Annotated in this window: 18 protein-coding genes; 17 read left to right on the top strand and 1 reads right to left on the bottom strand. The window is 61.7% G+C overall.

The window, feature by feature from the left end; genetic code table 11:
* The first annotated feature begins 164 nt into the window (after nt 1-164).
* The gene (ucpA, locus tag PH256_RS14825; protein ID WP_270914781.1) at nt 165-962 is read left to right on the top strand and encodes an SDR family oxidoreductase UcpA; all 798 of its coding nucleotides are present in this window, start codon (nt 165-167) and stop codon (nt 960-962) included.
* 71 nt (nt 963-1,033) lie between these two features.
* On the opposite strand, the gene PH256_RS14820 is transcribed toward ucpA, so the two are convergent.
* Nucleotides 1,034-1,285 (bottom strand): hypothetical protein, encoded by a 252-nt coding sequence (locus PH256_RS14820; protein ID WP_058962671.1) that lies wholly within the window; start codon nt 1,283-1,285, stop codon nt 1,034-1,036.
* A 356-nt stretch (nt 1,286-1,641) separates the two neighbouring features.
* Between PH256_RS14820 and PH256_RS14815 the strand changes: the two genes are divergently transcribed.
* The 16 genes from PH256_RS14815 to PH256_RS14740 all read left to right on the top strand — a co-directional run bounded on the left by PH256_RS14815 (nt 1,642) and on the right by PH256_RS14740 (nt 13,937).
* Nucleotides 1,642-2,334, top strand: coding sequence for an iron-sulfur cluster assembly scaffold protein (locus PH256_RS14815; RefSeq protein ID WP_087182457.1), 693 nt, complete (start codon nt 1,642-1,644; stop codon nt 2,332-2,334).
* Between the two features lie 18 nt (nt 2,335-2,352).
* The gene (locus tag PH256_RS14810; RefSeq protein ID WP_087184970.1) at nt 2,353-3,345 is read left to right on the top strand and encodes a GGGtGRT protein; all 993 of its coding nucleotides are present in this window, start codon (nt 2,353-2,355) and stop codon (nt 3,343-3,345) included.
* A 216-nt stretch (nt 3,346-3,561) separates the two neighbouring features.
* Nucleotides 3,562-3,969 carry a transposase gene (locus PH256_RS14805; RefSeq protein ID WP_270914780.1) on the top strand — a complete coding sequence of 136 codons (408 nt, stop codon included), beginning with the start codon at nt 3,562-3,564 and terminating at the stop codon, nt 3,967-3,969.
* A 148-nt stretch (nt 3,970-4,117) separates the two neighbouring features.
* The gene (locus tag PH256_RS14800; RefSeq protein WP_270914779.1) at nt 4,118-4,318 is read left to right on the top strand and encodes a hypothetical protein; all 201 of its coding nucleotides are present in this window, start codon (nt 4,118-4,120) and stop codon (nt 4,316-4,318) included.
* Complete coding sequence (rbr, locus tag PH256_RS14795; protein ID WP_058962667.1) at nt 4,315-4,854, top strand: rubrerythrin; 540 nt, start codon at nt 4,315-4,317, stop codon at nt 4,852-4,854. Before PH256_RS14800 ends, rbr begins: the two co-directional genes overlap by 4 nt.
* A gap of 145 nt (nt 4,855-4,999) precedes the next feature.
* Nucleotides 5,000-6,106 carry an ATP phosphoribosyltransferase regulatory subunit gene (locus tag PH256_RS14790; RefSeq protein ID WP_270914778.1) on the top strand — a complete coding sequence of 369 codons (1,107 nt, stop codon included), beginning with the start codon at nt 5,000-5,002 and terminating at the stop codon, nt 6,104-6,106.
* Nucleotides 6,100-6,720, top strand: coding sequence for an ATP phosphoribosyltransferase (gene hisG / locus PH256_RS14785; RefSeq protein WP_087184973.1), 621 nt, complete (start codon nt 6,100-6,102; stop codon nt 6,718-6,720). The genes PH256_RS14790 and hisG overlap by 7 nt, the downstream gene beginning before the upstream one ends.
* 1 nt (nt 6,721) lies before the next feature.
* Nucleotides 6,722-8,005 carry a histidinol dehydrogenase gene (gene hisD, locus PH256_RS14780; protein ID WP_270914777.1) on the top strand — a complete coding sequence of 428 codons (1,284 nt, stop codon included), beginning with the start codon at nt 6,722-6,724 and terminating at the stop codon, nt 8,003-8,005.
* Nucleotides 8,002-9,069, top strand: coding sequence for a histidinol-phosphate transaminase (hisC, locus tag PH256_RS14775; RefSeq protein ID WP_270914776.1), 1,068 nt, complete (start codon nt 8,002-8,004; stop codon nt 9,067-9,069). Before hisD ends, hisC begins: the two co-directional genes overlap by 4 nt.
* On the top strand, nt 9,066-9,653 hold the full coding sequence (gene hisB / locus PH256_RS14770; RefSeq protein ID WP_087184976.1) for an imidazoleglycerol-phosphate dehydratase HisB: 588 nt from the start codon (nt 9,066-9,068) through the stop codon (nt 9,651-9,653). Before hisC ends, hisB begins: the two co-directional genes overlap by 4 nt.
* The gene (gene hisH, locus PH256_RS14765) at nt 9,654-10,274 is read left to right on the top strand and encodes an imidazole glycerol phosphate synthase subunit HisH (protein ID WP_270914775.1); all 621 of its coding nucleotides are present in this window, start codon (nt 9,654-9,656) and stop codon (nt 10,272-10,274) included.
* Nucleotides 10,271-10,984 carry a 1-(5-phosphoribosyl)-5-[(5-phosphoribosylamino)methylideneamino]imidazole-4-carboxamide isomerase gene (gene hisA, locus PH256_RS14760; RefSeq protein ID WP_270914774.1) on the top strand — a complete coding sequence of 238 codons (714 nt, stop codon included), beginning with the start codon at nt 10,271-10,273 and terminating at the stop codon, nt 10,982-10,984. The genes hisH and hisA overlap by 4 nt, the downstream gene beginning before the upstream one ends.
* Complete coding sequence (hisF, locus tag PH256_RS14755; protein ID WP_270914773.1) at nt 10,981-11,739, top strand: imidazole glycerol phosphate synthase subunit HisF; 759 nt, start codon at nt 10,981-10,983, stop codon at nt 11,737-11,739. The genes hisA and hisF overlap by 4 nt, the downstream gene beginning before the upstream one ends.
* 3 nt (nt 11,740-11,742) lie before the next feature.
* Nucleotides 11,743-12,393, top strand: coding sequence for a bifunctional phosphoribosyl-AMP cyclohydrolase/phosphoribosyl-ATP diphosphatase HisIE (gene hisIE / locus PH256_RS14750; protein WP_270914772.1), 651 nt, complete (start codon nt 11,743-11,745; stop codon nt 12,391-12,393).
* Nucleotides 12,390-13,151: a histidinol-phosphatase HisJ family protein gene (locus tag PH256_RS14745; RefSeq protein WP_270914771.1), complete on the top strand. Its 762-nt coding sequence runs from the start codon at nt 12,390-12,392 to the stop codon at nt 13,149-13,151. The genes hisIE and PH256_RS14745 overlap by 4 nt, the downstream gene beginning before the upstream one ends.
* Nucleotides 13,152-13,280: 129 nt before the next feature.
* The gene (locus PH256_RS14740; protein ID WP_270914770.1) at nt 13,281-13,937 is read left to right on the top strand and encodes an HAD family hydrolase; all 657 of its coding nucleotides are present in this window, start codon (nt 13,281-13,283) and stop codon (nt 13,935-13,937) included.
* Nucleotides 13,938-14,105 lie beyond the last annotated feature (168 nt).

Genomic DNA, 14,105 nt, shown 5'->3' with positions numbered 1-14,105 from the left:
GGGGCGCCGTGTATACGGCGCCCCTTCTGCTGTGTTCCAGGCCCGGCGAAAAAGAAGAAAACCAGCCGGTTGACAGCGCCCCGCCCGGGATGCTATGGTGAAGGTAACCGGGCGGGCCCGGCGCGAGGGCCCGCCGCATTATAATTGTAAAGGAGCGATTCCCCATGGCAAAACTGGATGGTAAGGCGGCACTGATCACCGGCGCGGCGGCCGGACTGGGCGAGGGCATTGCCACCGCCTACGCAAAATACGGCGCGAAGATGGTTCTGGTGGACCTGGACCCCAAGGTGGAGGAGACCGCCGAAAAGCTGCGCAAAGAGTACGGCAGCCAGATCATCACCGTGGTGGCCAACGTGGCCGACCGGGCCCAGATGGACGAGGCGGCCAAGAAGGGCGCGGAGGCCTTCGGCGCCATCGACATTGCCTGCTGCAACGCGGGCGTCTGCCGCCTGGCCCCCTTTGAGGAGATGGACGACGCCACCCGCGATTTCCACATCGACGTGAACATCAAGGGCGTGTGGAACACCTGCAAGGCGGTCATCCCCTATATGCTGAAGCAGGGCGGCGGCAGCATCGTGATCGCCTCCTCGGTCACCGGCGACATCGTGGCCGACGCGGGCGAGGCCGCCTACGCCTTGACCAAGGCCGCGCTGGTGGGCCTGACCAAGTGCCTGGCGGTGGAGTACGCCGGGCGCAACATCCGGGTGAACTGCTCCCAGCTGGGCTATGCCCGCACCCCCATGGTGGAAAAGATGGCGGTGGAATCCAATCCCGAAAACCCGGAAGCCGCCATTGCGGCCATCGCGGCGGGCGTGCCCATGCGCCGGCTGGCAAAGCCCATCGAGGTGGGCGAGCTGTTCGCCTTTTTGGGCAGCGATGAGTCCAGCTATCTGACCGGCAGCCAGATCGTGATCGACGGCGGCAGCACTCTGCCCGAGACCATGAGCATCGGCACCAACTGACCGGAAAAAACAAAAAAGGGTCGCGCACCGTATCCTCACGGTGCGCGGCCCTTGCGTTTGATTCGTGCTGTTTAGCCCTTGGTGTCGCCGAACAGGTTGAAGCGGTAGAGCTTGGCCTCGTCCTCAGGCTCGGAGCACTCGAACTTGGCCTCGGCGATCTGGCCGCCCTGGATCAGAGCGGTGAAGCCGATGATCTGGCACAGCTTGCTCTTCAGGTTCAGCCGGTCGCCTTCGGGGGTGATCATGTAAACGTCGCCCTTGCAGGAGGCCAGCATCTCGCTGAAATCACGAACATTGAAATTATGAAGACTGATACGATCCATAAAACGGATTCCTCACTTTCCCTTGTGCGGGCCCCGGCGCATCCCATGCACCGGCCCGCCAGATCTGGCATTTGCCAATACTTTCTCCCACACACAGGCCTTGCCGCCCGTGCACCTATACTATAGCACTGCCTTTGTGCATGTGCAACAATGAAATTACAATTTCCTTGTACGAAATGACGATTTAATTCGCACAAAAATCCAGTGCCGCCCCAAAACAGGCAGGCCGGTGCAATTTTTTGGCCGAACAAAATGGAAAAACGCCTTGCAAAACCACCCGCCCCTATTTATAATGAAAAGGTAGATGTTGTGAAATCCGCAACAAGCTTACAAAGAGAGCAAAGGAGAGTACTATTATGACCTATTCTCATGAAGTAGAGCGTATGTGTCCTCTGACCAAAGGCCCCCATCACGGCCCCGCCCCCATCCCGGAGGAGGGCGCCTGGGTTAAGGCCTATGAGATCAAGGATATTTCCGGCCTGACCCACGGTGTGGGCTGGTGCGCCCCTCAGCAGGGTACCTGCAAGCTGACTCTGAACGTTAAGAACGGCGTGATCGAGGAAGCTCTGGTCGAGACCATCGGCTGCTCCGGCATGACCCATTCCGCCGCTATGGCCGGCGAGATCCTGCCCGGCAAGACCATCCTGGAAGCCCTGAACACCGACCTGGTGTGCGACGCCATCAACGTGGCCATGCGCGAGCTGTTCCTGCAGATCGTTTACGGCCGCAGCCAGACTGCCTTCAGCGAGGGCGGCCTGCCCATCGGCGCCGGCCTGGAGGACCTGGGCAAGGGTCTGCGCAGCATGACCGGCACCATCTTCTCCACCAAGGCCAAGGGCGTTCGTTACCTGGAGCTGACCGAGGGCTACATCCTGAAGACCGCTCTGGATGAGAACAACGAGGTCATCGGTTACCAGTTCGTTCGTCTGGGCAAGATGCTGGAAGCCATCCGCCACGGCGAGGACCCCAAGACCGCGTTCGAGAAGAACATTGGCACCTACGGCCGGTTCGATGGCGCTGCCAAGTACATCGACCCCCGCGAAGAATAAGAGAGGAGGAGAAACATTATGGCTACTTTTGAATCTATGGATCGCCGCATGCCCAAGATCGAGGCATGCCTGAAGGCCAACGGCCTGGAATCCCTGGACGCTTGCCGTGAGATGCTCCTCGCCAAGGGCATCGACTGCGACGCTATTGTTAAGGGCGTTCAGCCCATCTGCTTTGAGAACGCCGTTTGGGCTTACACCCTGGGCACCGCCATCGCTGTGAAGCGTGGCCTGAAGAACGCCGCCGAGTGCGCCGCCGCCATCGGCGAGGGCCTGGAGGCTTTCACCATCCCCGGTTCTGTTGCCGAGCAGCGCAAGGTTGGTCTGGGTCACGGTAACCTGGGCGCCATGCTGCTGAGCGACGAGACCAAGTGCTTCGCCTTCCTGGCTGGCCACGAGAGCTTCGCCGCTGCTGAGGGCGCCATCGGTATCGCCCGCACCGCCAACAAGGCTCGTAAGACCCCCCTGCGCGTTATCCTGAACGGCCTGGGCAAGGATGCTGCTTACATCATCAGCCGCATCAACGGCTTCACCTACGTGGAGACCGATTACGACTTCAAGACCGGCGAGCTGAAGGTTGTTCGCGAGAAGGCTTTCTCCGACGGCGAGCGCGCTGCTGTTAAGTGCTACGGTGCCAACGACGTTCTGGAAGGCGTTGCCATCATGAAGGCTGAGGCTGTTGAGGTTTCCATCACCGGTAACTCCACCAACCCCACCCGTTTCCAGCACCTGGTTGCCGGCACCTACAAGAAGTGGGCCATCGAGAACGGCAAGAAGTACTTCTCCGTTGCTTCCGGCGGCGGCACCGGCCGTACCCTGCATCCCGATAACGTGGCTGCCGGCCCCGCTTCCTACGGCCTGACCGACAGCATGGGCCGTATGCACGGCGACGCTCAGTTCGCCGGCTCCTCCAGCGTGCCCGCTCACGTGGAGATGATGGGCCTGATCGGTATGGGCAACAATCCCATGGTTGGCGCCACCGTGGCCTGCGCTGTTGCAGCTTCTCAGGTTTAATCTGCCTGTAAAGCACACTGTGTTTTGAGCATGAGCACCGTCCCCTTTTGGAGGCGGTGCTTTTTTGTTTGCCCGAATGGGCTGAAAGGTGCATTTTTGCCGCCTGCTGAAAGGTGCATTTTTGCCGCCTGCGCACTGGCTTTTCTCTTTGATTTTATGCTACAATAATAAAAGTAATGCAGTCCAAAAAAGAGGAGGCGGCGGGTTATGTATGATATGGCGGAATCACAGATGACCCTTTATGACTATGTGCAGCCCTTTGGGGGAACACTGGATGAGAATAACCGCTGGGTGAAGCTGGCGAAGGAGATCGACTGGCAGGAGATGGAGCGCCACTATGCGGGCAACTTCGGCCGGGCAGGCAATCAGGCGCTGCCCCTGCGCATGGCCTTCGGCAGCCTGGTCATCCGCCAGGCGCTGGAGCTTTCCGACCGGCAGACCGTGCAGATGATCCGGGAAAACCCCTACCTGCAATACTTCATCGGCATGACCAGCTTTAGCCACACCGCGCCCTTTGTGGCCCACAGCATGGTGGGCTTTCGCCAGCGCATCCCCCAGGAGCAGGTGGACAAGGCGGTGAAGCTGTTCAAGCGCATTTCCCGCCAGTGCGAGCGGGAACAGTGACCGGCTTTTCCGCATAGGATAGAGGCGGCGGCGCGTTCCGGTTATCCAATGTGATAAAGTCACTTTTCAAATGCACGCCAACATGATAGAGTTTGGGTAGCACCACATAATTCCAGGTGGTGGAGCACGCCGGAAAATTTTTTGCGGAATGAATCAAAAAGCGCAGGCAAGCCTTGGTGGCCCCGCGAGCATTTTTGGAAAGTTCCACAGAAAATTTTGGCGGGATACGCCGCCTGAGGCGTTCGCCGTGAATTGTGTGGTGCTGCCCCAAGGAAAAACAACAGAAGATAGCGCCCTCGGGCGCTGTAATAAAAAATATTCTTACTTTATTGGAGGGAGTTTGTCATGAATCTGAAGGGTTCCAAGACCGAAGCCAACCTGATGGCCGCCTTTGCCGGTGAGAGCCAGGCACGCAACAAGTACACCTACTACGCATCCAAGGCCAAGAAGGAAGGCTACAACGAGATTGCTGCCGTCTTCGAGGAGACCGCCAACAACGAGAAGGAGCACGCCAAGATCTGGTTCAAGCTGCTGCACGACGGCGAGGTTCCCGGCACCCTGGCCAACCTGGCCGACGCTGCTGCCGGTGAGAACTACGAGTGGACCGACATGTACGCCAGCTTTGCCGCCACCGCCAAGGAAGAGGGCTTCGACCGCATCGCCGCCCTGTTCACCATGGTGGGCGACATTGAGAAGGAGCACGAGGCACGTTACCGCGAGGTGGCCAAGCTGCTGGAAGAGGGCAAGCTGTTTGCCCGTGAGACCGAGCAGGTCTGGATCTGCACCAACTGCGGCCACATCCACATCGGCACCCACGCTCCCGCCAAGTGCCCGGTCTGCGACCATCCCCAGGGCTACTTCGTGCTGCGCGCGGAAAATCACTGATTTGTCTTTTTCGGTCCCCGCTTTGCGGGGGCCTTTTTCTTTTGCAAAAACGCCCAATTGCTCTTGACAGGAGGACGGTTTGTCTTGTATACTTCCTTATAGTATTACATTATCATGATAAAGCAAAACAGGGAGGCGAGCCGGGATGCAAAACGACCAGCTGCTGAAAAACGAGGAGCGGGCGGTGATCGCCCTGCGGGCTTTGTACCAGAGCTACGGGTACCTGCCCTATAAAATGAGCCGGTTCGAGGAATACGAGCTGTATGCCCGAAACAAGGATTTCCTGCTCAGCGACCGGGTCATCACCTTTACCGACACCAACGGCCGCCTGATGGCCCTTAAGCCGGACGTGACCCTCTCCATCCTGCAAAAGGGCGAGGAGAACCCCGGCTGCAAGCGCAAGGTGTGCTACAACGAAAATGTGTACCGGGTGTCCCGCCGGTCGGGCCAGTTCAAGGAGATCATGCAGACCGGGCTGGAGTGCATCGGCGACGTGGATGGCTACGATGTGTTCGAAGTGGTGGAGCTGGCGGCGAAGAGCCTGGCGCTCATCGGCCCGGAGTATGTGCTGGAGATCAGCCATCTGGGCGTTGTCTCCGCCTTGCTGGAGGCGGCGGGTGGCGGCGAGGAATTCCGGCGCAGCGCGCTGGAGGCCCTCTCCCAGAAAAACGCCCACGATCTGGCCCGCATCTGCGAAGAAAAAGGCGTGCCTGCGGAATGTGCCCGGCGGCTGGCAGGTTTGGTCACCATCTACGGCAGCCGGGGCCCCGCGCTGCAAAAGCTGCGGGCGCTCTGCGGCGACATTGCCGGCGAGGCGCTGGCCGAGCTGGATCAGCTGAGCGCCCTGCTGGACGCGGCGGGTCTGGGCGACGAAGTGGTGCTGGACTTCTCGGTGGTCAACCACATGGACTACTACAACGGCATCGTGTTCCGGGGCTTTTTGCAGGGCCTGAGCCAGAGCGTGCTGGCGGGCGGCCGGTACGACCGGCTGGTGCGCCGGATGGGCCGCAGCCAGGGCGCGGTGGGCTTCGCCCTTTATCTGGACCGGCTGGACCAGCTGCGCAGCCCCCGCCCGGAATGGGATGTGCAGGTGCTGCTGCTCTATGAAAACGAGACCCCCGCGGCAGCGGTGGCGGCGGCGGTGCAACAATTGCGCGCCGAGGGCAAGAGCGTGAGCGCCCAGAAGGCGGTGCCGCCCAAGCTGCGGTATCAGGAATGCATCCGGCTGGACAAGGAGGGGAAACCATGCTGAACATCGCGCTGCCCAAGGGCCGCCTGGGCGAAAAGGTCTATGCCATGTTCGAGGCGGCGGGCTACGAGTGCCCGGCCATCCGGGAAAACAGCCGCAAGCTGATTTTTGAGAACGCCGAAAAGGGCATCCGGTATTTCTGGGTCAAGCCCTCGGACGTGAGCATCTATGTGGAACGGGGCGCGGCCGATGTGGGCGTGGCCGGAAAGGATATTTTACTGGAATATCACCCGGACGTGTATGAGCTGCTGGATCTGAATGTGGGCCGCTGCAAGATGGCGGTGGCCGCCCCCCGCGATTTCCATGACGACGGAGAGCGCACCCTGCGGGTGGCAACCAAGTTCGCCTCCATCGCGGCGGACTACTACGCGGGCATGGGCCGGGATGTGGATTTCATCAAGCTGAACGGCTCCATAGAGCTGGCCCCCATTCTGGGCCTGTCCGATGTGATCGTGGACATTGTGGAGACCGGCACCACCCTGCGGGAAAACAACCTGGAGGTGGTGGCGGACATTCTGCCCATCAGCGCCCGGCTGATCGCCAATAAGGCCAGCTTCAAATTCAAAAACCGCCAGCTGGAAGAGATGCTGGCCAGGATGAAGGAACAGGTGAAGTAACATGATTCCCATTTATGAATACGGCCAGGTACCAAACAGCGAAATTTTTGCCCGGGACAACATCTCCTCCAATGTGGAGGGCGCGGTGACCGAGATCCTGGCCCAGGTGGCCGCCCGGGGCGACGAGGCCCTGCGGGAATACACCCTGCGCTTTGACAAGGCGGACCTGACCGACCTGGAAGTGACCGAGGCCGAGATCGACGAGGCTTTCGCGGCGGTGGAGCCGGAATTTGTGGAGATTCTGCGTCAGGCGGCGGCGAACATCCGCACCTTCCACGAAAAGCAGCGCCGCAACAGCTTTGTAGTGGCCGACCAGCCCGGCGTGGTGCTGGGCCAGAAGATCGTGCCCATCCAGAAGGTGGGCCTGTATGTGCCCGGCGGCACCGCAGCCTACCCCTCCACCGTATTGATGGACAGCATCCCCGCCAAAATCGCGGGCTGCCCCCAGCTGGTGATGGTCACCCCTCCCGGCGCGGACGGCAAGGTGAACCCGGTGATTTTGGCGGCGGCGAAAATCGCGGGCGTGGACCGCATCTTCAAGGTGGGCGGCGCCCAGGCGGTGGCGGGCCTTGCCTTCGGCACCGAGACCCTGCCGAAAGTGGATAAGATCGTGGGCCCCGGCAACGCCTATGTGGCCGAAGCCAAAAAGCAGGTGTTCGGCCGGGTGGCCATCGACATGATCGCCGGACCCAGCGAGATTCTGGTGGTGGCGGACGGCAGCTGCAACGCCAAAGTTGTGGCGGCGGATATGCTCAGCCAGGCCGAGCACGATAAAATGGCCAGCGCGGTGCTGGTCACCGACAGCGGCGAGCTGGCCAAGGCGGTGCAGGCGGAGCTGGAGCGGCAGATTCCGCTTTTGCCCCGCAGCGAGATCGCCCGGGCCTCCATTGATCATAACGGCAAGATCATCGTGGCGGAAACTCTGGACCTTGCCATCGACATTGCCAACGAGATCGCCCCCGAGCATCTGGAGCTGTGCGTGGACGCACCCTTTGATTATCTGGACCGGGTGCGCTGTGCCGGGTCCATCTTCCTGGGCAAGAACTGCCCCGAGGCCCTGGGCGATTACTTCGCAGGCCCCAACCACACCCTGCCCACCAGCGGCACCGCGAAATTCTCGTCGGCGCTGTCGGTGGATGACTTCGTGGTGAAGAGCCAGTTTACCTATTACACCGCTGACGCGCTGGCGAAGGTGGGCGAACAGGTGGCCTATTTCGCCCGCAAGGAAGGGCTGGACGCCCACGCCAACAGCGTCACCGTGCGGCTGGAGGAGAAAAAGCAATGAGCCGTTTTTTTTCAAGTCGCTACGCGGCGCTCACCCCCTATACTCCGGGTGAGCAGCCCCAGGACCAGGACTACCTGAAGCTGAACACCAACGAATCCCCGTTTCCCCCTTCTCCGGGGGTGGCGGCGGCGGTGGCCGCCCAGTGCGGCAAGCTGCAGCTTTATTCCGACCCCCAGTGCGCCGGGCTGCGCCGTGCGCTGGCAGAGCACTACGGGGTGAAGCCCGCCAACATCATGGTGGGCAACGGCTCGGATGAGGTGCTGGACCTGGCCTTCTGCGCCTTTGCGGGGGAGGAACGGCCCCTGTATTTCGCGGATGTGACCTACGGCTTTTATCCGGTGTTCGCGGCCAAGAACCGTCTGCCCTTTGAGGTGATTCCCTTGAAAGAGGATTTCACCATCGACCCGGCGGATTACTTCGGCAAAAACGGGGTGACGGTGATCGCCAACCCCAACGCCCCCACCGGTCTGGCCCTGGGGCTGGACGCCATCGAAGCGATTCTGAAGTCCAACCCGGACGGCGTGCTGATCGTGGACGAGGCCTATGTGGACTTCGGGGCCGAGAGCGCCGCCGCCCTGCTGGACCGGTACGACAATCTGCTGGTGGTGCGCACCTTCTCCAAATCCCGCTCCATGGCGGGGGCCCGGCTGGGCTTTGCCATCGGCTGCGAGGCGCTGATCGCCGATCTGGAGACCCTGCGCTATTCCACCAACCCCTACAACGTGAACCGGATGACGCTGGCGGCGGGCGAGACCGCGTTGGCCGAGGACGACTATTACATGGACAATTGCCGCCGCATCGCCGCCATCCGGCAGGATGTGGCCGGGCAGCTGGAGGCCATGGGCTGGCGGGTGCTGCCTTCGAAGACCAACTTCCTGTTCGCGGCTTCTCCCGCGATGGGCGGCAGGGCCATGTATCAGGCCCTGCGCCAGAAGGGCGTGCTGGTGCGGCATTTCGATGCCCCCCGCACCCGGGATTTTATCCGCATCACCATCGGCGACGAAGCCCAGATGGAGCGGTTTGTGAACACCGTCAAGGAAATTGAAAAGGAGGCAGCCCAGTGAGAACGGCAGAGATCAAACGCACCACCGCCGAGACCGACATTTCCCTGCGCCTTGTGCTGGAAGGCACCGGCAAGGGCAGCTGCGCCACCGGCTGCGGCTTTCTGGACCACATGCTGGTGCTGTTTGCCCGGCACGGCCGGTTCGATCTGGACCTGACCTGCACCGGCGACACCTACGTGGACTATCACCACACGGTGGAGGACGTGGGCATCTGCTTGGGTGACGCCTTCCGGCAGGCCCTGGGCGACAAGCGGGGCGTATGCCGTTACGGCCAGTCCCTGCTGCCCATGGACGAAACCCTGATTCTGGCGGCGGCGGACCTGTCCGGCCGGGGCGGCTACTATGGCCAGGTGGAGATCCCCACCCAGAAGGTGGGCGACTTCGACACCGAGCTGTTCGAGGAATTCTGGATCGCCTTTGCCCGTCAGGCCCAGCTGACCCTGCATCTGCAGAAGATGGCCGGAGCCAACTCCCACCACATCATGGAGGGGGCCTTCAAGGCCGCGGCCCGCTGCTTGCGGGCGGCAGTGGCCATCGACCCGGAGTTCGCCGGGGAAATTCCATCCACAAAAGGGGTGCTGTGAATGATCGGCGTAATTGATTATGGAGTGGGCAACCTGTTCAGCCTCTGCTCCTCCCTGCGCTGTGTTGGGGCCCAGGTGCAGGTAAGCGCCGACCCCGCCGTTCTGGAACAGGCGGACAAGCTGGTGCTGCCCGGCGTGGGCGCCTTCGGCGACGCGGCGGACAAGCTGCGGGCCACCGGACTGGACCAGCTGGTGATAAAGCAGGCGAAAAAGGGCGTGCCGGTGCTGGGCATCTGCCTTGGCATGCAGCTGCTCTTTGAGGAGAGTCTCGAATACGGCCGCCACAAGGGCCTGGGCCTGCTGGCCGGGCGGGTGGTGCCCATGGAGGGAGCCATCCCGGCGGAGCTGAAAATCCCTCACATTGGCTGGAACGCCTTGCAGCCGGTGGCCGAAAGCCCGCTGCTGCGGGACGTAAAGCCCGGCGACTGCGTATACTTTGTTCATTCCTATTACGCCGACGGCTGCGCCGACAGTCTGGTGGCCACGGCGGAGTACGGCATCCCCATCACCGCCATGGTGCAGAAGGGGAACGTGATGGGCTGCCAGTTCCACCCGGAAAAGAGCGGCCCGGTGGGCCTTGCCATCCTGCGGGCCTTTTGTGAAGAGGAGGGAAAAGCATGATCCTGTTTCCGGCCATCGACCTGTATGAAGGGCAGGCGGTCCGGCTCTATCAGGGCGATTACCGGCAGATGACCGTGTACAGCCCCGACCCGGCGGCTCTGGCCAAACAATTCGCCGCCACCGGCGCCACTCACATCCATCTGGTGGACCTGGAGGGCGCACGGGACGGCACCACCCCCAATCTGGAGCTGATCCGGCGCATCGCCGCCGAGACCGGCCTGTTTGTGGAGGTGGGCGGCGGCATCCGGAATATGGACATTGCCCGCGCCTATCTGGAAAACGGGGTGAGCCGGGTGATTCTGGGCACTGCCGCCGTCACCGACCCGGACTTTCTGCGGAACGCCCTCGCTACCTGGGGCGAGCGGGTGGCCGTTGGAGCCGACCTGCGGGACGGCCAGGTGGCCATCCGGGGCTGGCAGCAGACCAGCGACGAGGGCGCGGAAGCCTTCTTCGACCGGATGCAGGGCCTGGGTGTTTCCACCATGATCTGCACCGACATCTCCCGGGACGGGGCCATGCGGGGCGCGAATCTGGAATTGTACCGCAGTCTCGCCAAACGGCAGGGCCTGCAGATCGTGGCCTCCGGCGGCGTGAGCAGTCTGGATGACATCAAAGCCATGCGTCAGATGAATCTCTACGGGGCCATTCTGGGCAAGGCCTACTACACCGGCGCAGTGGACCTGGCCGATGCACTGGAGGCGGCGAAATGATCACAAAACGAATCATCCCCTGCCTGGACGTGCGGGACGGCCGGGTGGTGAAGGGCGTGAACTTCAAGGGGCTGTCGGATGTATCCGACCCGGTGGAGCTGGCCCGGTACTATTCCGAGAGCGGAGCCGACGAGTTGGTGTTCTACGACATCACCGCCTCCGCCGAGGGGCGCAAGCTGTTTACCGACATCCTTTGCCGGGTGGCGGAGACGATTTTTATTCCCCTCACCGTGGGCGGCGGCGTGAACACGCTGGAGGGTTTTGACCGGGTGCTTAAATGCGGCGCCGACAAGGTGAGCGTGAACTCCGGCGCCATCCGGGACCCGGAGCTGATCCGCCGCGCCGCGAAGCGCTACGGCAACCAGTGCGTGGTGCTCTCGGCGGACATCAAGCGGGTGAACGGCCGGTTCCAGGTGTTCGCCAAGGGCGGTCGGGAGGATACCGGCATCGAGGCCATTGGCTGGCTGCGCCGGGGCGTGGAGCTGGGCGCGGGCGAGGTGGTGGTGAATTCCATTGACACCGACGGCGTGAAGCAGGGCTTTGATCTGGAGCTGCTGGACGAGGTCTGCCGGGCGGTGCCGGTTCCGGTGATCGCCTCCGGCGGCGCGGGCAGCCAGCAGGATTTTGTGGAGCTGTTCAAAAAGGTGCCCAGTGTGGACGCGGGCCTGGCGGCCTCGGTGTTCCATTTCGGCGAGATCGCCATTCCGGACCTGAAACAGACCCTTTGGGAAAACGACATCATAGTGAGGCGATAAGATATGCTGAACATTCAAGACCTGAAATTTGACGAAAAGGGCCTGATCCCGGCGGTGGTGGTGGACGCCAAAAGCCGCAAGGTGCTCACCGTGGCCTACATGAACGCCGAGAGCCTGGCCATCAGTATGGAGAAAAAGCTCACCTGCTTCTGGAGCCGTTCCCGTCAGGAGCTGTGGCTCAAGGGCGAGACCAGCGGCAACTACCAGCACATTGTGAGCATCACCGCCGACTGCGACCGGGACGCGCTGCTGGTGCTGGTGGAAAAGGATGGCCCAGCCTGCCACCTGGGCAATGACTCCTGCTTTGAGGACGTATTGTTCCAGAGCGACGAGCGGGGCGACTTCACGCTGGAGGGCCTGTATGACCTTTTATGTCAGCGCAACGCCGACCGGCCCGAGGGCTCCTACACCACCTACCTGTTCGAGAAGGGTCTGGACAAGATCCTGAAAAAGGTAGGCGAGGAATGTACCGAGGTGATCATCGCGGGCAAGGCCGAGGACAAGAAGGAGACCATCTATGAGCTGGCGGACCTGGCCTACCATGCCATGGTGCTCATGGTGCAGATGGGTATCACCGTGGAGGACGTGCGGGACGAGCTGGCCAGCCGTCACATCATCGACCACAAGGTCAAGCAGGAAAAGATGACCTCATGAGACCCTACAATCTGCACACCCACACCACCTTCTGCGACGGCGACAACACCCCCGAGGAGCTGGCCGCGGCGGCTCTGGCGGCGGGCTGCGAAACGCTGGGCTTTTCCGGCCACAGCCACACCGGTTTTGACGAGCGGTACTGCATGAGCCTTGCAGGCACCCGGGAGTATAAAGAACGGGTGCGGCGGCTGCAGGCGGAATATGCGCCCCGGCTGCGGATTCTCTTGGGCATCGAGCAGGATTACTACTCGGAACAGCCCGCCGAAGGGTACGATTTTGTCATCGGCTCGGTGCATTATCTTTATCGCCATGGGGAGTACCTGCCGGTGGATGAGGACCCCCAGTGGCAGCAGGGCATTGTGGCCGACCACTACGGCGGGGATTACTATGCCTTCGCGGAGGATTACTTCGCCACCCTGGCGGATGTGCACCGGCGCACCGGGTGCCACATCGTGGGCCATTTCGACCTGATTGCCAAGTTCAACGAGAGCGGTGTGCTGTTCGACGAAGCTCACCCCCGTTACCGGGCGGCGGCGCTGGCCGCACTGGACCGGCTGGCAGGGGAGGGTGTGGCCTTCGAGGTGAACACCGGCGCGGTGGCCAAGGGCTGGCGCACCCAGCCCTACCCGGCCGATTGGCTGCTTCAAGCGATGCGGGGCCGGGGGGCGCGGCTGGTCTTTTCCAGCGACTGCCACAAGGCGGATCAGCTGCTGGCCGGCTGGGAAACCTGGGGACCTCTGTGCGGTCCTTCGCTCTGACAGGCTGATATTGTGACTAAGGAGCCGCCTGGCGGGGGAGTGACAGCCCCGTCCGGGCGGTTTTGCTTTGCCCCGGCGGGGCCGGTCTGCTATAATACGTTATATATTACGATATAAGGGGGAACGAATATGGCCTGCCTGCCCTGCCTGGTGCTGGATCACGACGATACCGTGGTGGCCAGCACACCCACCGTCCACTACCCGGCCTTTCTGGACGCCATGAAGCTGTTGCGCCCGGAGGTGAACTGGAGCCTGCACGAGTATGTGCTGTATAACTTCGAGCCGGGCTTTGAGGCTATCTGCCGGGACATGCTGCACCTGACCGATGAGGAGATGCTGGTGGAGCAGAAGGTCTGGAAGCAGTGGACCAGCACCCATGTGCCGCCCATGTTCCCGGGCATGGCCGAGCTGCTGCGCCGCTATCGGGAGGCAGGGGGAACCATCTGTGTGGCCAGCCATTCCAGCGAGGAGATGATCCGGCGAGATTATCGGGTGCACTGCGGCTTCGAGCCGGAGCTGGTGTTCGGCTGGGATCTGCCGCCCCAAAAACGCAAGCCCGCCCCCTATGCGCTGGAGGAGATCATGCGCCATTACGGCCTTGCGCCACAGGAGCTTTTAATGGTGGACGATTTAAAGCCCGGCTGGCAGATGGCGAAAAGCTGCGACGTGCCCTTTGCCTTTGCGGGCTGGGGCTGCGAGGTGGAGCCGGTGCGCGACTTCATGAAAAAACATTCCACCCACCCGCTGGACACCGTGGCCCAGCTGGCCCTGCTGCTGGGCCTGTAAGGCCCGATTTCCTATACAAATAGGACAAACAGAGCAGCATATTAACAAAGTGATACTTTTTCGAAAAAAATTGAAAAAAGGTGTTGACTTTGGGCTTGCGGCTGTGGTATTATAACTGAGCCGTCAAAAACGGCAAGCCGCTCGAAAGCGCTTGAAAAAATATTTCAA

It is taken from the genome of Allofournierella sp. CML151 (genome assembly GCF_027853465.1).
Taxonomy (GTDB): Bacteria; Bacillota; Clostridia; order Oscillospirales; family Ruminococcaceae; genus Allofournierella.
Note: the sequence above shows the minus strand (reverse complement) of the source record. Positions and strands in the feature narration are given on the sequence as shown.